Below are 18,566 nucleotides of genomic sequence, written 5' to 3'. Positions count from 1 at the left end.
AGCGATTTATACCGTGTGTCCAACCTATTTGGGTTGATCCTGCTTGGTTCATACTCGATTCATATTCAAGCCACAGACAGTTCATCTTCTTCAGTTACACTACGGGAGTACTACCACAGAGATCCCTAATCCATAGACTAGACAGGAGAAGATGAGATTGACACGAAAGAAACGAACTTCTATCGCCGCTATAACCTTGGTGCTTGCGATGATATCCCCAATGTCGGCCATGGCCACACCCGCTACCAGTAACGGTAGTAGCCCTACGTATGATGTAACTAAAAAGGCAGCAAGTGCTAAGGCGAAGATACTTACCGAATCATACGCTACGACAAGTGTGCAGTACGCACTGATGGATCAAGGCGAGATTGTAATTTCCGGTCAGGCAGGCAAAAATGATCTGCAAAACAACATTCCGCTTTCATCTGAAACAATGTATGGCATTGGTTCAACTAGCAAAATGGTGCTCACAACCGCCGTAATGAAGCTCGTGGACCAAGGCAAAATCGATCTTGATGAGCCTGTCGCGAAGTATATTCCGGACTTTAAAATGAAAGACAAACGTTACCAGCTGATTACACCACGTATGCTCCTGAATCATTCATCCGGACTTCTCGGAACGTCAAGTAACAGTGCAATCCTGTTTGGAGATTATGATACCTACGCACATGATACGTTACTGGAACAATTGGGAACGCAACATCTGAAGGCTGATCCTGGTGCATACTCGGTGTATAGTAATGATGGTTTTACATTAGCTGAAATTCTGGTTGAGCGCGTCAGCGGCATGAGTTTCACCACTTTCATGCACCGTTACATAACGGAACCACTTGGGATGGATCATACTAAAACACCGCAGGATATTGTGGACCTTAGCCAGATGGCAGCAACATATTCCCCGTCACAAGAGGAGAAACTTCCATTAGAGACTACAAATATGATTGCCTCAGGAGGCATCTATTCCACCGCAGAAGACCTGGTTCAATTCTCGAAAATCTTTACAGGTGAGGATGAATCTGTTCTTTCACAGAAATCTGTAGACGCCATGGAACAGGAAGAATACAAGAGAGGTATGTGGCCGGAAGAAGGGGATTCATCCATTGGCTATGGCCTGGGATGGGATAGCGTGAACCTGTTTCCTTTTAATGATTACGGCATCCAGGCAATAAGCAAAGGTGGCAATACGATAACCTATCATTCCTCATTGATTGTGTTACCGGAATATAATATGGCTGCTGCCGTAACCTCTTCGGGTGGTCACAGCTCAACGGATCAATTGCTGGCAACTGAACTGTTGCTTGGTGCGCTTGAGGAAAAGAATATTATTCCAGAGCGTAAGCCGGAGAAGTCACATGGCGCACCGGTAAAAACAACCATGCCGAAGGAACTTACACAGCATACGGGTACGTATGGCGGTGGTGCAAACATGTTAATGAACTTGACCGTGAAGGATGGCGGACAAATGACGATATCTTATCTGTCGTCTCCTAACAGCCCTGATCAGACATATACTTACAGTGCTGATGGCTCATTCATTAATGATGAGGGTACGGAAAAGCTTAAATTCGTTCAGGAAGTCAACGGAAACACATACTTGTGGTCTCGCTCGTATCAGTCTGTTCCCGGACTCGGACAAGTTGCTTCCTCGGAATATAAGGCAGAAAAGCTTGAAACTAATGAATTGTCTGCAGAAGTAAAGGCCGCATGGCAGAAACGGGAAGGCAAAGCGTACGTGTTGGTCAATGAAAAATACACATCAACATTGTACAACGCAGCTATGCCGAGCATTCCCATTCATACTTTTAATGAGCTGCCTGGTTATATCTATACCAATAAAATTATTGGAGCTAACCAAGCCGTAAACCAATTGCAAATTCCTGGAGTAGCCGGACGTGACACGATGGAGTTCAATTTCTATGAGGAAAATGGCGTGGAATACGTTACTGCCGGAGGCAATGTCTACGCTGCTCAAGAAATCATAAAACCGATCTATGCGGGAAGATATTCGAAGACAACAATTCAAGCGAATGGTCATGCTACATGGTACTCAATTCCGGCATCGGCCGCAGGTAAAGAAATGACGGTCAAGATGTCTTCAAACAGCGCATTTGCTGTATATGACCAAGCAGGTGTAGGTATTAATCATACAGTGGTCAGTGGAAAAAATGAAATTGTATTGCCTGAGAACGGAACCATTGTGTTCGCGGGTGAAGCTGGTTCGAAGTTCGAGATTGTATTGACAACCAGAGAAAATTAATAGATGATAAAAAACTGTACAACAAAAAGTCGCGGAAATCGCGGCTTTTTTGAGTTTTAAATTTTAAATAATAGGATTTAAAGTAAATGTACCTTTTTATGAGATCCACAATGTAATATTGGGTTTCGCATAGCTAACCTAGAGGGTAAGTATTAAGAGGGCTTTTACTGGTTGGAAAAAAATGACGGAGGAAAATGTTGCAAGTGGAAAGGCAAAGCATTGATTGTTAATATACAGTAAATAATAACAATCAAATGTGCAGAAGATCGACAAGAAGCATAACAGTAATACCGATTCCAAAGAAAATAATGATTATTCGGACAACACCGAGACGGGGAGGACACATGAAAACAACGAAGATCTCATTTTTTATACTTTCACTGATGCTGCTCCTGGTGAGCGGTCTATCAGGATGGGCGGGGGAAGCCGCTGCAACATCCAATTCCAGTAAAACTTATGTTATTGGAACTGATGTCACATTTGCTCCATTCGAATATGAAGATGAGAATGGTGATTTTGTAGGTATCGATATGGATTTGCTGGATGCCATCGCCAAAGACCAAAATTTCAAGTATCAAATCAAAGCTCTGGGTTTTAATGCAGCTGTGCAGGCACTTGAAGCCAATCAGGTTGATGGTGTCATTGCAGGGATGAGTATTACGGATGAAAGAAAAGCAAAATTTGATTTTTCCGATACTTATTTTGAATCAGGTGTCGTTATGGGGGTAAGTGCCAACAATGACACAATCAAGAGTTATGAAGACCTTCGTGGACAAAAGGTAGCTGTAAAAACCGGAACAGAAGGGTATAGTTTTGCAGAGTCCATTGCTTCAGAGTATGGATTTACGATCGTTCCGTTTGATGAGTCCTACCAAATGTATGAAGATGTAAAAACCGGTAATTCCGTAGCCTGCTTTGAAGATTATCCTGTGCTGGCTTATGGGGTCAATCAGAAAAACGGCTTGAAAATTGTTACTGACAAAGAAGAAGGGGCTCCTTATGGATTTGCAGTAAGCAAAGGGAAAAACCAGGAGCTTCTGGAGATGTTTAATACAGGTCTCGCCAATATCAAAGCTAATGGTGAATATAAGCGCATTACCGAGAAATATCTTGGTGAGAACGCTCCGACTGTTGCTAATCAGAGTCGTTGGGAGCTCATTCAGAAATCTCTTCCTGCACTTTTTAAAGGTCTGGGAAACACACTTATATACACAATTGTGTCCCTGTTCTTCGCGTTTATCATCGGTCTGATTTTCGGATTTATGAAAGTGGGACAGAACAAATTCCTTCGTGGTGTTGCCACCGTATTTGTGGATATCTTCCGCGGCATTCCGTTGATTGTCCTGGCATTCTTTATCTATTTCGGGATTCCACAGGCGATGGGTTTCACGATGCCATTGTTCCTGGCGGCTATTCTGACACTTAGTCTGAATGCAGGGGCGTATGTAACCGAAATTATCCGAGGCGGGATTCAATCGATTGATCGTGGTCAGATGGAAGCTGCCCGTTCATTGGGACTTCCTTATCGCAAAGCAATGATTAAGATTGTCATTCCGCAGGCAGTGCGGGTTATGATTCCGTCCTTCATTAACCAGATGGTTATCACGCTGAAGGATACGTCAATCTTATCCGTTATTGGTCTCGTAGAGTTGACACAATCGGGTAAAATTGTAATTGCAAGAACGTTCTCCTCTTTTGACATTTGGTTAACGGTTGCTGTTATGTATTTGATTGTTATCATCACACTGACCAAAATTGCTGATTATCTGGAGGTGAAGGTTCGTCGTGGCTAAAATTAAAGTTGAAGGTTTGAAAAAAAGTTTCGGCACAAATCAGGTTCTTAAGGGAATTGATGTGGCTGTCAGCGAAGGTGAAGTGGTCTGTGTCATCGGGCCTTCCGGCTCAGGAAAAAGTACCTTCTTGCGCTGCATCAACCAATTGGAAGATATCACAGCTGGTCGAGTTATCGTGGATGATCAGGATCTCAATGATCCTAAAACCAACATTAATAAAGCGCGTGAAAATATCGGAATGGTATTTCAACATTTTAACTTATTCCCTCATTTTAACGTCTTGAAAAATATAACGTTTGCGCCAAGAGAATTAGGGGTTTTAAACGCAGAAGAGGCTCGAAAAACGGGCCTTAGCCTACTCGATCGTGTCGGGTTGTCTGATAAAGCGGATAGTTTCCCCAGTCAACTCTCGGGTGGGCAAAAACAACGGGTTGCTATCGCTCGTGCGCTTGCCATGAACCCGGATGTGATGTTATTTGATGAACCGACTTCGGCGCTTGATCCAGAGATGGTAGGCGAAGTTCTGGGGGTAATGAAAGATCTTGCGAGCGAGGGCATGACGATGATCATTGTTACTCATGAGATGGGTTTTGCACGTGAAGTAGCTGATCGCGTCATCTTCATGGACGGTGGTTATATTGTCGAGCAGGGTACCCCTGAACAGATATTTGGAAGTCCGAAGAATGAACGGACGATCAGCTTTTTGGAAAAGGTACTCTAGAACTGATCAAGACTATACAGTTATCACATTGAAAGTCGCTAGTTTTAGCGGCTTTTTTTGTTATATTTATGAGGTGATTTAATTTAATATATATTTGAATACCAAATCAAGCAAGAAAGTGAGGTCTGTACTCCATGGAAAACGTATCACATGAAGAACAACTTGAATCCATCAAAGCCTTTCAATCAACCATCCGCAAATCGGAAAATGCCTTAGTGAATATGACTCAGAATAGTAATAACACAACATTGCTACAGAAACGTCTCCAAGCTTTTTACATTGGTCTAGCACTGTTGGATAAACACTGGGATCAAAAAGCTCATTCATACACGAAGGAAGATATAGCAGAAGCCCGTCTTGTCTTGATTGGATTGTTTCCATCCCTTGAGAGCATGTATGCCAAGTCCAAAGAAGGTAGCCCTCAAAAGACTCTTCTGGAAAGAAGAATAAAAGCATTTCATCTGGCCGTTCAAGCCATGGATAACCCCCATGACTATCGAATAGAGACTGATCATGGGCGGAAAAACGTATAATTCTGATTACCCCAAAAATGGGAAATAAAAGATATATGATCATATTTCCTTCGAGGCCGCTAAGTTAGCGGCTTTTTTTGTGCTTCCAAGTGCTATTGGAAATACACCTTGACAATAAAAAGTTCTTTAGTTAACATTGCATCAATGACAGTGACTACTGACATACAGGAAGGAGGGATATAGACATGTCCATCAGCAGCAATCTTAGCAGTAAAGAGAAATTAATGTTGACGGCCATCGATTTAATTTCAAAAAAAGGCTATAAAAGTGTGACGACACAGGAAATAGCTGCAACAGCCGGACTAAGTGAGAAAACCTTGTTTCGTCTCTTTAAAACTAAACAAAACTTGTTAGAGACTGCCTTTGACCAATATCATTATGCAGAAGAGATGGCAAGGATCTTCAATGAAAAACTCGTATGGGATCTGTATACAGATTTGTTGCTGATCAGCAAGACATATCATAATATCATGAACCGTAACCGCAAATTGTTTATGATTAGCCTGAAAGAAGTAGAGAATCTACCCGGTTATAGAGAGAGAACGGTAAAGCATCCTCAACAACTTTTGGTTATTCTAACCAATTACTTTAATATCATGTATGATAAAGGAAAGTTGGTTCAAATCAATCCTGAACTGCAAGCTTTTTCATTCATGTCATTGAATTATGGTGTATTCATAAATAATCTCGAAGAAGAAGTGCTTTTTCCAGGGCTCTCATTGGAAGGCATTATTACAGAGAGTGTATGGACGTTTACTAGGGCATTAACTCCCTAGTTTTTTTAAGTTTTTTAATGACAGTAAGTACTGACAGACTAAATATATCCAAAAGAATTGAGGAGAGTATGATGAACACCAATAAAGAAGCGTTATTACTCCGTGTTCTTGTTTTTACACTGATTATATCAGTCATGAATGGAATGATGTTTAATGTTGTATTACCTGTGATTGGTGAAGAGTTCCAACTTACTGCTTCTCAAGCGAGCTGGATCGTTACAGGTTATTTAGTTGTATATGCGATTGGTACAGTGACTTACGGGAAACTTACCGATAAATACAGCATGAAGGTTCTAATTTCGTTTGGTCTTTGGATATTGGCAGCAGGCTCTCTTCTGGGGATTGTGGCAACAGAGTATTGGATGGTTATTATCGCACGGATCGTACAGGCAGCTGGTGCAGCGGTCATACCTGCCTTGGCCATGATTATTCCCGTTCGATACTTCGCACCGGAGAAACGGGGGCAAGCCTTGGGTACCTCTGCCATTGGTATAGCGCTTGGAAATGCCCTTGCTCCGATCGTGGCCGGATTTGTATCGAGCGTTTTAAGTTGGGAATTTCTTTTTGTAATCCCACTACTTTCTCTTGCTACGCTTCCTTTTTATCGAAAATACCTGGATGAAGAAAAAGGCGGCAGTGAAAAAATGGATTATTTGGGTGGAGCGTTATTAGCAGGAACGGTTGCTGCACTGTTGCTCTCATTAACCCAATCTAATGCATGGTTCCTATTAACAGGAATGGTCTTATTAATACTGTTCATCATGCGTATTCGTTATGCGGAAGTGCCGTTTGTAAAACCGGCTGTATTTCAAAACAAGGCCTATTCAGCTGGAATGGGAATTGCATTCCTTCTGGTCGCTATCAGTCCTGCTATTCCATTTACTACGCCACAATTGCTCTCGGAAGTACATGGTCTATCCCCAGCATGGACAGGTGTCATTATGCTACCTTCTGCGCTCGTAGCTGCACTTCTCGGGCGTAGAGGTGGAAGGCTTGCGGATGAAAAAGGGAATCCTTTTCTACTATATACGGCATCTTCACTACTTGTTGTTGGTTTTATAAGCTTATCGTTAGTTGTAGGTGCTACACCTGTCTTGATTTCCTTTTTTCTTGTTTTTGGTGTTCTGGGTCAGTCTTATATGCAAATTGCAGTCTCAAATACCATTGCTCAGACGCTTCCCAAAGAGCAAATTGGAATCGGGATGGGGTTGCTATCCATGTTTAACTTCATTGCAGTGTCTGTGTCTACTGCTGCCCTAGGAAAGGTGCTTGACGGGGGAAAAACCACGCTTCAACTGAACCCTTTGATTCAAGATAAGACAGCTTTTGTGTACAGTAATATTTTTATTGTGCTCGCTTTGTTTGTTATTGCGATGACCATGCTATATATGCTGCAATTTGGGCGTAAGTCCAAAACTGTTCATCATTCGAGTGCATCTTAACGATGAACTTGAAATGAGAGAGAGGCCTGTCTAATGAATGACAGACCTCTCTTTTTCTTATTGAAGCTTAAGAAAACCGATAAAGACGTACACCGTGTGTTGGCACAGTCGTAACTAAGGAATTCTCCGTAAATTCAGCTGTTTCTCTGCTCCACAATTCAGTACCTTCGGTGATGCCGGACAGTCCGAGCTCATCAATGGACAGATCCACAGGTAGAGTATTCTCACCGATGTTAAACACAGCGACGTAAGAGGAACCATCCGCATGCTGGGCAGCCCACACAATAAGATCGTCTTTACGTAAGGCTTCTTTGGCTCCGTAACTCTCGCGATGCATTCGCAGAACCTCACGATTGGTCAACAGGGATAGTGTCCAGTCATCGTTATCTCGCAGTTCACCACCAAAAATGAGCGGGGAACGGAAGATACTCCACAGTGACATCATCGTCAACTGCTCGTCAGGCGTGAACCGAGTCCAGCGATCCGCTCCACCACCATCTACAGAACGGATACCGATATGACCCAAAGGCAACATATCACAGTCTGGCCAGCAGCCTGCTTGGGGAACGCCCTGCCATGTCCGGCAGCGGTCGAACATATCCAATAGCAGCGGCCAAAGGTCCCAGAAATCGTCCGTGACACGCCACATGTTCGCATGTTCGGCTAAGAATTCCGAGTATTCCACCGGAGCAGGCCCAGGAGAGAGACTTAGTACCATGGGTCGCCCGGAGCGCTCAATCGCTTTGGATATCATCTCGATCTCGGGCTGATGAGTATCATAGAGCCTGGAAGCGGCAATATCATCTACCTTCACCAAGTCGACGCCCCATTGTGCATATAGTTCAAAGAGCGAATCGTAATAGGCCTGTGCGCCTTCTTTTGCGCTATCGACACCATACATATCCGTATTCCACGGACAGATGGAGTTTGGATGAGCAATATCGCGTGCAGTGGCGGTGGTGCCCAGGATCGAAGTCCCGGCATGTGCAGCTTGACGTGGAATACCCCGCATGATGTGAATGCCAAATTGCAACCCCAGACTATGAACGTAGTCGGCTAACGGCTTAAATCCCTGTCCACCCGCAGCGGAGGGAAACCGATTCTCAGCAGGCATAAGCCTTGAATATTCATCCATGATTAGTGGAACGAACGGACGATATTGCGAAGAATTGGCCAAAGGCTCGTACCATTGAATGTCGACCGTAATATAACTCCAGCCGAAGTCTTTAAGATGTTCTGCCATGTACTCGGCGTTGCCACGAATTTCGTCTTCCGTAACGGCCGCGCCGTAACAATCCCAACTGTTCCAGCCAAGCGGTGGAGTGGATGCTGCAAGCGTATGATTCATGGGAATACTCCTCTACTGATTAATTATTGCTCTCACTAAATTCATCATAATAAAGGATTTTATTAATATCTACAGTAATGTTGAGTGTCGAATAGCAAAATATTGCGGTTAGTCAAAGAACAATTTACGGTATACAAGGCTTTCACCGCCGCTACGAAATTCACCTGGTGTAACCCCGGTTATACTGCGAAAAGCTTTGATAAAATAACTTCCACTGGAATAGCCAACTTGTTCGGCGATGACTTCAATGCTAAAAGTGGTTCCGCGCAGCAGTTCCAATGCTTTCTCGGTACGTACACGGGTCAGATAAGTACCTGGAGTCAAGCCTGTACTGGAGGAAAAGCGACGTATAAAGTGATATTTGGAAAGGGAAACATGCTCGGCAAGGTGATCGATGCTGATCATCTTGGAGTAGTTGTTTTCTATGTATTCAACGGCTATTTGAATGTTTTCAGACCAATTCTCCCTGTTGTGCAATGTTGTTTTCTGTAATCGAGTCAATTCTGTCATGAACTGATATACGCTGGATGATGCGATCAGAGGATCAGTGATTCTGCCTGCCGCCGCATCAGTCACGATCATCCGCAACAGTCGGATGGGTGTACAGTCAGCGGGAAGATAGGGAACTTCTCCCGCTTCCCGAAGGAATTTTCGCCAATGGGGCAGAATAAGAGTGGGCCTGAACAGCAGGAACAGAAACTCCCAAGGTTCTTTTGATGCTGAATCATAGTAATAGCGATGTGCTCCTGGAATTTCTGCCAAAAAAGCTTGTCCTGCGGAAACATGATGAATGCGATTATTCGACTCAAATACACCTTCACCTGAGATTGTATATTGGAATAACAGGAGAGGCCCGTCCGAACGTTCGAGTCCATCCCAATGATAAGAAGGATCGGTTATTGAATCACATCCAGCCGCATACAGTACACACAGTTGGAGCTCTTTGTCTTCGGCGAATCGAAACCCATAGGTACCTCTAGGGATATTCATGTCAGTTCTCCTTGTTGCCCTGAATTTTTACTGCGCTTCGCGAATGAAAATATCCACTAGTCTCTGACCTAATGAAAAATTGGAACCATATTTACGCAGGTTATCTTCCCGATTACCCATTAGCATCATGGTCGAGAAGGTCTCTGCCAGGAAAAACGGATCGTCCGTCCGTAGTCTGTTTGCATCCATTGCCCGTTGAAAATGAGTGGCTAACACTTCGTGAATATGATGCTCTGCTTCACGTATGTCCTGAATTTGGGCATGGTCAAGAAAAGGCTCAGCTTCTCGAAGCATCGTTACAATCTCTGCATGTGGATTGGCCAGTCTGGCCTCTGCCAAACGCACAAGCCCCGACTCCAGATTCTCGGCTTGATCGAGCATATGCGATGTTAACCGGCTCACATTCTGAAGCATCGTTGTAAACGCGACTTTAAACAGCTCTGGTTTGCTGGTGAAATGATAATAAATGGTTGGTTTGGACACGTTACATGCTTTGCCAATTTGGTGAAGTGTGACTGTTTCGTAGCCATACTCCATGAATAGCTTTGAAGCTGTATGAATAATGGTTTGCTGAATTGAGATATCGTCGTCGCCATGTTTGGGTCTTCCTGGCAAACGTTTGTATGATTTTTCTGTCATTAGACTTCCCTCCATGGATATTTTATGACAAATAACGATAGTTAGCAAAATCACCTTGTAATTATACTTACCGGTAAGTATAATTTATGGAGAGTTAAAAAAGAGAACACATTATCCTCATAACAAGGTGGTTTTAGGATTGAAAACAGCACAACGTACAAACAAATGGAAGAAGATAATCATATGGACAATCTTGTCCATCGTTATCATCGTAGCCGGAGCTTTCGTATATCTTAATTCGGTTACGTATAGTCCTTCTGAACGAGCTGAAGCGGCAATGACAAGTGATGCACAGGTTAATGTCACCAAGATTAAGGACGGTTACCGGTTTGAACCCGTGGGTGTAGAGGTAACTGAACCGAATATTATTTTTTATCCGGGCGGTCTGGTTGAACCTGAAAGTTATTCTCCACTTGCCAGAGAAATGGTAGAACAGGGACACCGGGTATATATCGCGAACATGCCAATAAACTTGGCGATTTTCGGTCAAAACAAGGCTAATTCCTTTATCGAGGAACATCCCGATGAAGCATTTGTAATTGGCGGCCATTCATTGGGAGGATCATTTGCATCACGATATGCTGCTGAGCACAATGAGAAGTTGGAAGGCGTCTTTTTCTTGGCTTCCTATGCAGATGAAGGGGGGAGCTTGAAGAATACGGACTTGTCTATCTTACAGATTACAGGCTCGGACGACGGAGTACTTAACTGGGAAGACTGGGAGAACTCCAAAGCAAATCTTCCGGAAAAAACGACATATGTAAGTATTGAGGGTGGAAATCACGGTCAATTTGGCTCATATGGCATGCAAAAAGGAGACAATCAGCCTGCTATTACGGAAGAAGAGCAGTTGGAAGAGGTTGTCGTAGCATTGCGGAACTGGATGGATAAATTAAAATAATATAATCAACTATGTGCTGAATGGTAATGATTCGTGGTACGATTAAAGTCGCTATTTTAGCGGCTTTTTTTGTTGAAGGATACGGCTGTGCCTCAGTGGAGCAGGGTTAACTGCTTTTATTGATTGAATTTCAATTCAATGATAGGCTTATAAACGGAAGACAGCAAGAGCAAGAACATCAAAAGGAGAAAAGATTATGTTTTTCAGAAAATTTGCTTACACGTTAGTGATCATCCTCGCTGCATTATTGTTCTCCGGTTGTACATCAGAGTCTGTGCTTGATATCGGATCACCTCAAGTTTCGGAGGATATGGGATTTGATGAGGTTGCCAATTATATCTCGGAGTATAAAGAGCTCCCACCCAACTATATCACCAAGAAAGAGGCCAGTGATCTGGGATGGGAACCAAGTGAAGGGAATTTACGTGAAGTGGCTCCAGGTAAAAGCATTGGCGGCGACGTGTTCAGAAACCGGGAAGGACTGCTCCCCAACAAAAAAGGCCGGATATGGTATGAAGCCGATATAAATTACTCAGGAGGACGGCGCGGAAGCGACCGAATTCTATATTCGAATGACGGTCTAATCTATAAGACGACAGATCATTACAAGTCATTTGAACAGTTAAAATAAATGGAGGAACTAATATGAGCAATATTCAGATTGACGGATACCACATTCACAGCAAGGAAGAATTGCATCAAGTACTTCGGAATCAGCTTGAGTTGGACGAGAACTACGGAGGAAATCTGGACGCGCTGTGGGATGTCTTAACCGGGGCTGTAAGCATGCCGCTTACCGTTCAATGGCTTGGCTTCGAGAAGAGCAAAGAAATTCTTGGAGATTACGCTGACCAAGTCATGGAATTGTTGCGGGAAGTTGAAGCGGAGATCCAAGGATTTACGTTGGAATTATATTACTGAAAAGTATGTTTGGTGTGATGAGGCGATGGGCAACCATCGCTTTTTTGGTCTTCAGATTCTACTCAGACTCTACTCAAACTCATGTCTAGATCATGCTATTTCATGGCTTAATAATCAAGGTTGGGGTTAGTAGACTTCCTTATACTTTAAGCATGGAATAGGTTAGGCGGGAGTGTACTCGTACACTAACAGTTGAATATGTAAGCGTATACTACTCCATAGCCAACCATCTTAATGTCTGGATTGGTTATTACGACTAACACCATTTAGGGGGCAGAAAAATAATGAGAGTCGTTTCAAAAATGCTAGGAGCATGTCTCGTAACGAGTGTTGTGCTGGTTTCCGCAGGTTGCGGAAACGCTGCAGAGAATTCCGAATCGAATACCAGTGACCCCAACAGTCCGATTACGTTTACCTTCTTTGGCGCAGATGCAAGTCCCAACTGGAACAATATGCAGGATGCTGTAGGGAAGAAAATTACGGAAAAAACGGGTGTAACCATTAATGCTGAATTCGATATCTCAAGCGGAGGAGGAAACGACCGTATATCCCTTATGGCCGCCAGCGGTGATTACCCGGATTTAATATTCCCTAAAGGTAACCTGAGCAGACTTGTTGATGCTGGTGCAATGATTGATCTGACGGATCTGATCGAAGAACATGCGCCCAATTTGAAAAAAATTTACGGTGAGCATTTTAATCGCTTGAAATATAGCAATGAAGACCCATCCATATATTGGATTCCAACGAATGGTGCGATTGATCAAGAAAGCTTCGATGCCACGAATGGTGCTGCTATTCAGCACCGAGTAGTCAAAGAACTTGGATACCCCGAGATCAAAACCTTGGAGGATTATGAAAATGTCCTGCGTGAGTATTATAAAAATAATCCAACTACGGATGATGGCCAACCGACAATCCCGCTGACACTCAGTGCAGATGGATGGCGGCGAATGATCACCGTTACCGATCCGGCAGTGATGGCTACTGGAGGACCTGGGGATGGTGAATATTTCATTAACCCTGACACATATGAAGCTGTTCTTCATTATAAGCGTCCTGAGGAGAAGGAATATTTCCGTTGGTTGAACAAAATGTATAATGAAGGTCTAGTAGATAAAGACAGTTTTGTGCAAAAGGATGATCAGTATAAGTCCAAAATCGCCAGTGGACGTGTTCTATCGGTGCTTGATCCGCTTTGGGGATTCAGCGATGCGGAAAATGCTTTGAAAAGTGCAGGCAAGGACGACATGACTTACGGATTCTATCCTGTAACGCTGAACGACAGCTTCCAACGCAAAGATTTTCAGGATATCGGATTTGATGGATATGGTATCGGCATAACTGTTGATGCTGAAGACCCTGTCCGGGCCATCAAATTCCTGGATTGGCTTTCTTCTGAGGAAGGTCAAGTATTAAGAAATTGGGGTATCGAAGGTGAACATTACGTTGTGGAAGACGGAGTTCGCAAAATACCGGCAGATATTCAGGAGCGTAAAAACAAAGACAATAGCACATTCAGCAAAGAAACCGGTATAAACTTATACACCATTTTTGGCGCTCATTATGGAGACGGTGTCAAAGATTCAACGGACAACTATTATACAACCAACTATCCTTTGCAGATCCAGGAAGGTTATTCTGATATAGAAAAAGAAACGCTGAAAGGTTATGGTATTACAACCTGGAAGGAGCTGTTCCCTAACGGAGATGAGTTCCCGGTGAAAGAGTGGGGTGCAGCTTATAATATGCCGATTCCTACGGATAGCGGAGACTATAACGTGGTGTATCAGAAGACACAAGATATTATTCAGAAACGGATCGCGGAAGCAATTACATCCTCTCCGAGTGCTTTTGAAGACATATATGATAACATGATTACCGAACTTGATAATGCAGGTGCAGTTGCCATGGAACAGCAGTATACAGAGTGGATTAAAGATCGTGTTAGATTATGGACGGGAAAAGAGATCAATTAACCCGCGGACATGATCTCGTTAACAGGTTAAATGCAGATTAGATACGCCTCGCAAGCAAATGAAGAAAAAGAGAAACATCGAGCCAACCTACATGGCTTGATGTTTTTTGCTTTAGCGAATTATCTTGTCGTCATCATCATATTTCGATTGCATCACGTCGTTGTTTGCTATATTTGCCCGGAGAAATGCCGACCATTTTAGTGAAACTGCGAATAAAATTGGCATAGTCACTAAAGCCCGATTGAAAGCATGCATCCGTAATACTCATTCCATCAGAAAGGTGGAATTTGGCACGTTCTATACGACGACCCAAAATGTAGGAGCGGATCGTTAATCCGGTATGCTTTTTGAACTGTCGGCTGATGTATGTGCTGTTCATATAGAATGCTTCGGCAAGTTTGCGAAGTGTAATATCTTGATTCAGATGAATCTCAATATAATCCATCGTTTCACGAACCAGTTCAGGCATGATGTCATTGGGAACAAAAGAATTGTTGTGAAACCAGACGTTAACCATGACCAACAATTGGGCTACCGCTGCATTAATTTTGATGTCCGTGCCATAAGCATCCGAAGCAAGCAGACCCTCCAGTTCGTTCGTCCATTGCATCATCATTTTCAAGCCTTGATTGTCTAAATGCACGATATTGCCTTTTCCTTTTGGGCGATGATCAAAACATGACGACAGATTGGTTGATGGCGTAGACAGCTGGTAAAGGTATGGTTTTTTTAGATTGATTGTAATGCGCTCATACTCAGATTCATCTAGTATAAAGGCTCGGTGCATCTCCTCGGGTGACATTACAAGCAAATCACCAGGCTGTACATGGTAACATCGATTTTCTACATAAAAGTGAACGTTCCCACGAAGAAACAGGTAGATCTCGTATGCATTATGGCGATGATAGATTGTTTCCAGCTTATACGTCGTTACGCGGTGCAGATATAAGAGCTCAGGCTCGATGGGATCATAAAAACACTCAGAGGATCCACTCATGAAGTACCTCCTGTCATTTCACGCAATAAATAGAGCGGTTAACGCAATGAAATTGTATTCAGGTTACCTTAAAATGTAATCATCCTATCATGATACCTTTTGTATTGCAAACGCTTTCTTAGATAGAGCACAACTAATAACGATTATAGGGGGATTAATTCGATGAATCATCATTCTATACCACTTGCTGGTGAGAAAAACCAAGATCAAGATGCCAATTGGGAGAGTATCCCAAGGGAGATTGGAAAGCTTCGTCCAAACGGGAACCCTTTGGTGGCCCACAAATTCGGAGCCGATCCCTATGCTCTGGTATTTAACAATAGAGTCTACTTATATATGACAAGTGATAAGCTTGAATATGATAAGGACGGTCTTCCTCAGAAAAACAGCTATAGTTCAATCAACCGGATTACGGTCATTTCCTCAGATGACTTAATCAACTGGACTGATCATGGGGAGATCAGAGTTGCCGGACCTCAAGGTGCAGCAACATGGGCTTCGCAATCCTGGGCCCCGGCAGCTGCTCATCAAATCTTGGATGGCGAGGATTACTTCTTTCTTTATTTCGCTAACAACGCCAGTGGAATCGGGGTATTGTCTGCGCCAACACCTGTAGGTCCATGGGTAGACCCTATCGGAAAAGCACTTATTACAAGAGAGACTCCGGGAGTGGAAGACGTAACTTGGCTGTTCGATCCAGCTGTACTTGTAGATGATGATCATGAGGCTTACCTCTACTTTGGTGGTGGTATTCCGGAAGGGAAAGCAGGAAGACCTGATACGGCAAGAGTTATGCGATTGGGAGACGATATGATCAGTGTCGTTGGCACAGCTAAGGTTATTCAGGCGCCTTATATGTTTGAAAGCTCAGGGATACATAAATATAATAATAATTACTACTATACGTATTGTTCCAATTTTGACAAGGCAGATCGGCCAGAGGGCAGCCCGCCACCCGGTGAGATTGCCTATATGACTAGCGTTCAACCAATGGGTCCATGGACATATCAGGGCACGCTGCTCCAGAATCCCGGACACTTCTTTGGTATTGGCGGCAACAACCACCAGGCTATATTTCAACTAGCAGATCAGTGGTACATTGCCTATCATGCCCAAACATTATGCCAAGCCATGAATATTCCCGAAGGTTACCGTTCAACACATGTGAATCGAGTCGAGCATGATGAGGCTACGGGTAAGATTAAGAAAGTACATGCAGATTATCAGGGCGTGGATCAAATTAAGTATTTCAATCCCTATAAGCCGGTAACAGGTTCCACAATTGGATGGAGCAGCAGAGTATCCACTGAGCAATATCCGGACTCTGGTGAGATGTCTGTATCAGATTCGAATATCATTGCCGCCAAGCTGCAAAATGACAGCTGGATAGCCATATCCAAGGCCGATTTTGAAAGTGGAGGACCTTCTAGCTTCTCAGCCATGATTTCGAATCAAGGAACCGAAGGTACGTTGGAGCTTCGGATTGATCGCACGGACGGACCTTTAATTGGAGAACTCATTGTTCCGCCCGCCACCGAATCTCTTCAATGGATGGAGGTAACAACCAAAGTTACGGGTGCACAAGGTGTGCAAGACTTGTATATTATCTTTAAAAGTACAACAGACAGCTCTACTATTCTTTTAAGAGAATGGAAGTTTAACAGAAAAAATGAGGTGTAATTAAAGCATGTATCCAAATCCGATTATTTGGGCTGATTACCCGGATCCTGACGTGATTCGTGTAGAGGACACATATTATATGGTCAGTACAACCATGCATATGATGCCGGGATGTGTCATTCTGCGTTCATATGATCTGATCCATTGGGAAGTAGCCACATATGTATACGACACATTGGATGATACACCCGCGCAACGGCTTGAAAATGGTCAACATATATATAGTAAAGGCATGTGGGCCGCTTCCCTTCGTTATCATCAAGGCATGTTCTATGTCATTTTTGTCGCAAATGATACCCGTAAAACGTACTTGTACACGTCGACCTCCATCTCGGGAGAGTGGAAGAAGCAAGTAGTGGAGGGATTTTACCATGATTGCTCCTTATTTTTTGATGATGATGAACGAGTGTATCTTGTGTACGGGAATACCGAGATTTATCTGACCGAATTAAGCTCCGATCTGACCGGGCCCAAACCGGGTGGAGTGCATCGCTTGATTGTAAAAGAAGAGCAGCCTTATCACCTTGGTTATGAAGGAGCACATTTCTACAAGATCAATGGGAAATATGTTGTATTCCTGATTCATATCACGAAAGCTTCCGGACGGAGAACGCAGGCGTGTTATACGGCAGACTCTCTGGAAGATGTCTTCACTGGTGGAGAAGTATTTAATGACGATATGGATTATTTCAATTCTGGTGTTGCTCAGGGTGGCATCGTGGATACACCGAATGGGGATTGGTATGCAATGCTGTTTCAGGATCATGGGGCTGTAGGCCGGATTCCTGTTTTGGTTCCGCTCCATTTTGATCAAGGTATTCCGGTATTTGCGAACAAAGCTCCAAAACAGATTGATATTCCGAGCACCAGACCAGAGTACCGTTATAACCCGTTAATAGGTAGCGACAGTTTCAATTATGAAGCCGAAGAAGATGGAAGAGTACGCCTCCGTGATTTTTGGCAATGGAATCATACCCCTAATCAAGAACTCTGGTCCGTCACAGAGAAACCCGGGGTTTATCGTGTTCGAACCGGACAGATCAGCCCGAATCTGACATTCGCCGTCAACACACTAACCCAGCGTTCAATGGGGCCCGCTTGCGAAGCAATCGTTACGCTTGACGGCAGTGGTCTGAATAATGGCGATTATGCCGGGTTATGCTTTCTGATCGGTTCATACGGTATGATCGCTCTTACGAAGCAGGATAACCAGTTTCACTTGGTCATGCATGCTAGAGATGGTGAGGACTCGACCATATTTGGTAATCTGATTGACCAAGAGCCTGCTACGGAGCATGAACGTATCCCGGTATCAGGTCCAGTAGTTAAACTAAAAGCATTCGGAAATTTTGAGAACAATCTGGATGAGTGCTCTTTTGCCTATTTCGATGGAATTGAATGGAGAGATATCGGGATTGTCCATAAAATGATATATAAACTGGATCATTTTATGGGTTGCCGAACGGGGTTGTTTGTATATTCAACCCAAATGGTTGGAGGAACAGCTGACTTTTCAAATTTCCAATATCGTATGATTCATCCGGAAGAGAAACAATGAACATATGTAAAAGCCGCCCAACGGCGGCTTT

At 43.5% G+C, this 18,566-nt stretch carries 16 protein-coding genes; 12 read left to right on the top strand and 4 right to left on the bottom strand.

Annotation, left to right across the window (positions count from 1 at the left end; translation table 11 throughout):
* Positions 1-151 precede the first annotated feature (151 nt).
* From AB4111_RS01840 to AB4111_RS01815, 6 genes are all read left to right on the top strand, one after another.
* Positions 152-2,257, top strand: a complete 2,106-nt coding sequence (locus AB4111_RS01840) for a serine hydrolase domain-containing protein (protein ID WP_442029980.1) — start codon at positions 152-154, stop codon at positions 2,255-2,257.
* Between the two features lie 344 nt (positions 2,258-2,601).
* The gene (locus AB4111_RS01835; protein ID WP_253435578.1) at positions 2,602-4,050 is read left to right on the top strand and encodes an amino acid ABC transporter substrate-binding protein/permease; all 1,449 of its coding nucleotides are present in this window, start codon (positions 2,602-2,604) and stop codon (positions 4,048-4,050) included.
* On the top strand, positions 4,043-4,771 hold the full coding sequence (locus AB4111_RS01830; protein WP_253435581.1) for an amino acid ABC transporter ATP-binding protein: 729 nt from the start codon (positions 4,043-4,045) through the stop codon (positions 4,769-4,771). The genes AB4111_RS01835 and AB4111_RS01830 overlap by 8 nt, the downstream gene beginning before the upstream one ends.
* Before the next feature lie 134 nt (positions 4,772-4,905).
* On the top strand, positions 4,906-5,304 hold the full coding sequence (locus tag AB4111_RS01825) for a hypothetical protein (protein ID WP_442029977.1): 399 nt from the start codon (positions 4,906-4,908) through the stop codon (positions 5,302-5,304).
* A 185-nt stretch (positions 5,305-5,489) separates the two neighbouring features.
* On the top strand, positions 5,490-6,080 hold the full coding sequence (locus AB4111_RS01820) for a TetR/AcrR family transcriptional regulator (RefSeq protein ID WP_442029975.1): 591 nt from the start codon (positions 5,490-5,492) through the stop codon (positions 6,078-6,080).
* A 68-nt stretch (positions 6,081-6,148) separates the two neighbouring features.
* Positions 6,149-7,522, top strand: a complete 1,374-nt coding sequence (locus tag AB4111_RS01815) for an MFS transporter (protein ID WP_442029973.1) — start codon at positions 6,149-6,151, stop codon at positions 7,520-7,522.
* Between the two features lie 67 nt (positions 7,523-7,589).
* Here AB4111_RS01815 and AB4111_RS01810 read toward each other — a convergent pair whose 3' ends face one another.
* From AB4111_RS01810 to AB4111_RS01800, 3 genes are all read right to left on the bottom strand, one after another.
* Complete coding sequence (locus AB4111_RS01810; protein WP_442029971.1) at positions 7,590-8,870, bottom strand: glycoside hydrolase family 27 protein; 1,281 nt, start codon at positions 8,868-8,870, stop codon at positions 7,590-7,592.
* A gap of 108 nt (positions 8,871-8,978) precedes the next feature.
* Positions 8,979-9,860 (bottom strand): helix-turn-helix domain-containing protein, encoded by an 882-nt coding sequence (locus AB4111_RS01805; protein WP_442029969.1) that lies wholly within the window; start codon positions 9,858-9,860, stop codon positions 8,979-8,981.
* 27 nt (positions 9,861-9,887) lie between these two features.
* Complete coding sequence (locus AB4111_RS01800; protein ID WP_442029967.1) at positions 9,888-10,499, bottom strand: TetR/AcrR family transcriptional regulator; 612 nt, start codon at positions 10,497-10,499, stop codon at positions 9,888-9,890.
* A gap of 139 nt (positions 10,500-10,638) precedes the next feature.
* Between AB4111_RS01800 and AB4111_RS01795 the strand changes: the two genes are divergently transcribed.
* The 4 genes from AB4111_RS01795 (at position 10,639) to AB4111_RS01780 (ending at position 14,300) form a co-directional block, all read left to right on the top strand.
* Positions 10,639-11,400, top strand: coding sequence for an alpha/beta hydrolase (locus tag AB4111_RS01795; RefSeq protein ID WP_442029965.1), 762 nt, complete (start codon positions 10,639-10,641; stop codon positions 11,398-11,400).
* 196 nt (positions 11,401-11,596) lie between these two features.
* Complete coding sequence (locus AB4111_RS01790; RefSeq protein WP_442029963.1) at positions 11,597-12,031, top strand: ribonuclease domain-containing protein; 435 nt, start codon at positions 11,597-11,599, stop codon at positions 12,029-12,031.
* A gap of 14 nt (positions 12,032-12,045) precedes the next feature.
* Positions 12,046-12,321, top strand: a complete 276-nt coding sequence (locus AB4111_RS01785) for a barstar family protein (RefSeq protein ID WP_442029961.1) — start codon at positions 12,046-12,048, stop codon at positions 12,319-12,321.
* Between the two features lie 284 nt (positions 12,322-12,605).
* Positions 12,606-14,300 (top strand): ABC transporter substrate-binding protein, encoded by a 1,695-nt coding sequence (locus AB4111_RS01780; protein WP_442029959.1) that lies wholly within the window; start codon positions 12,606-12,608, stop codon positions 14,298-14,300.
* Between the two features lie 136 nt (positions 14,301-14,436).
* Here AB4111_RS01780 and AB4111_RS01775 read toward each other — a convergent pair whose 3' ends face one another.
* Positions 14,437-15,297 (bottom strand): helix-turn-helix domain-containing protein, encoded by an 861-nt coding sequence (locus AB4111_RS01775; RefSeq protein ID WP_442029957.1) that lies wholly within the window; start codon positions 15,295-15,297, stop codon positions 14,437-14,439.
* A 162-nt stretch (positions 15,298-15,459) separates the two neighbouring features.
* Here AB4111_RS01775 and AB4111_RS01770 point away from each other — a divergent pair, with 162 nt between their 5' ends.
* Complete coding sequence (locus AB4111_RS01770) at positions 15,460-16,977, top strand: glycoside hydrolase family 43 protein (RefSeq protein WP_442029955.1); 1,518 nt, start codon at positions 15,460-15,462, stop codon at positions 16,975-16,977.
* 7 nt (positions 16,978-16,984) lie between these two features.
* Positions 16,985-18,535, top strand: a complete 1,551-nt coding sequence (locus AB4111_RS01765) for a glycoside hydrolase family 43 protein (RefSeq protein ID WP_442029953.1) — start codon at positions 16,985-16,987, stop codon at positions 18,533-18,535.
* Positions 18,536-18,566: the final 31 nt, after the last annotated feature.

Source organism: Paenibacillus sp. 2KB_22 (assembly GCF_052115745.1).
In the GTDB taxonomy this organism is placed as follows: domain Bacteria; phylum Bacillota; class Bacilli; order Paenibacillales; family Paenibacillaceae; genus Paenibacillus.
Note: the sequence above shows the minus strand (reverse complement) of the source record. Positions and strands in the feature narration are given on the sequence as shown.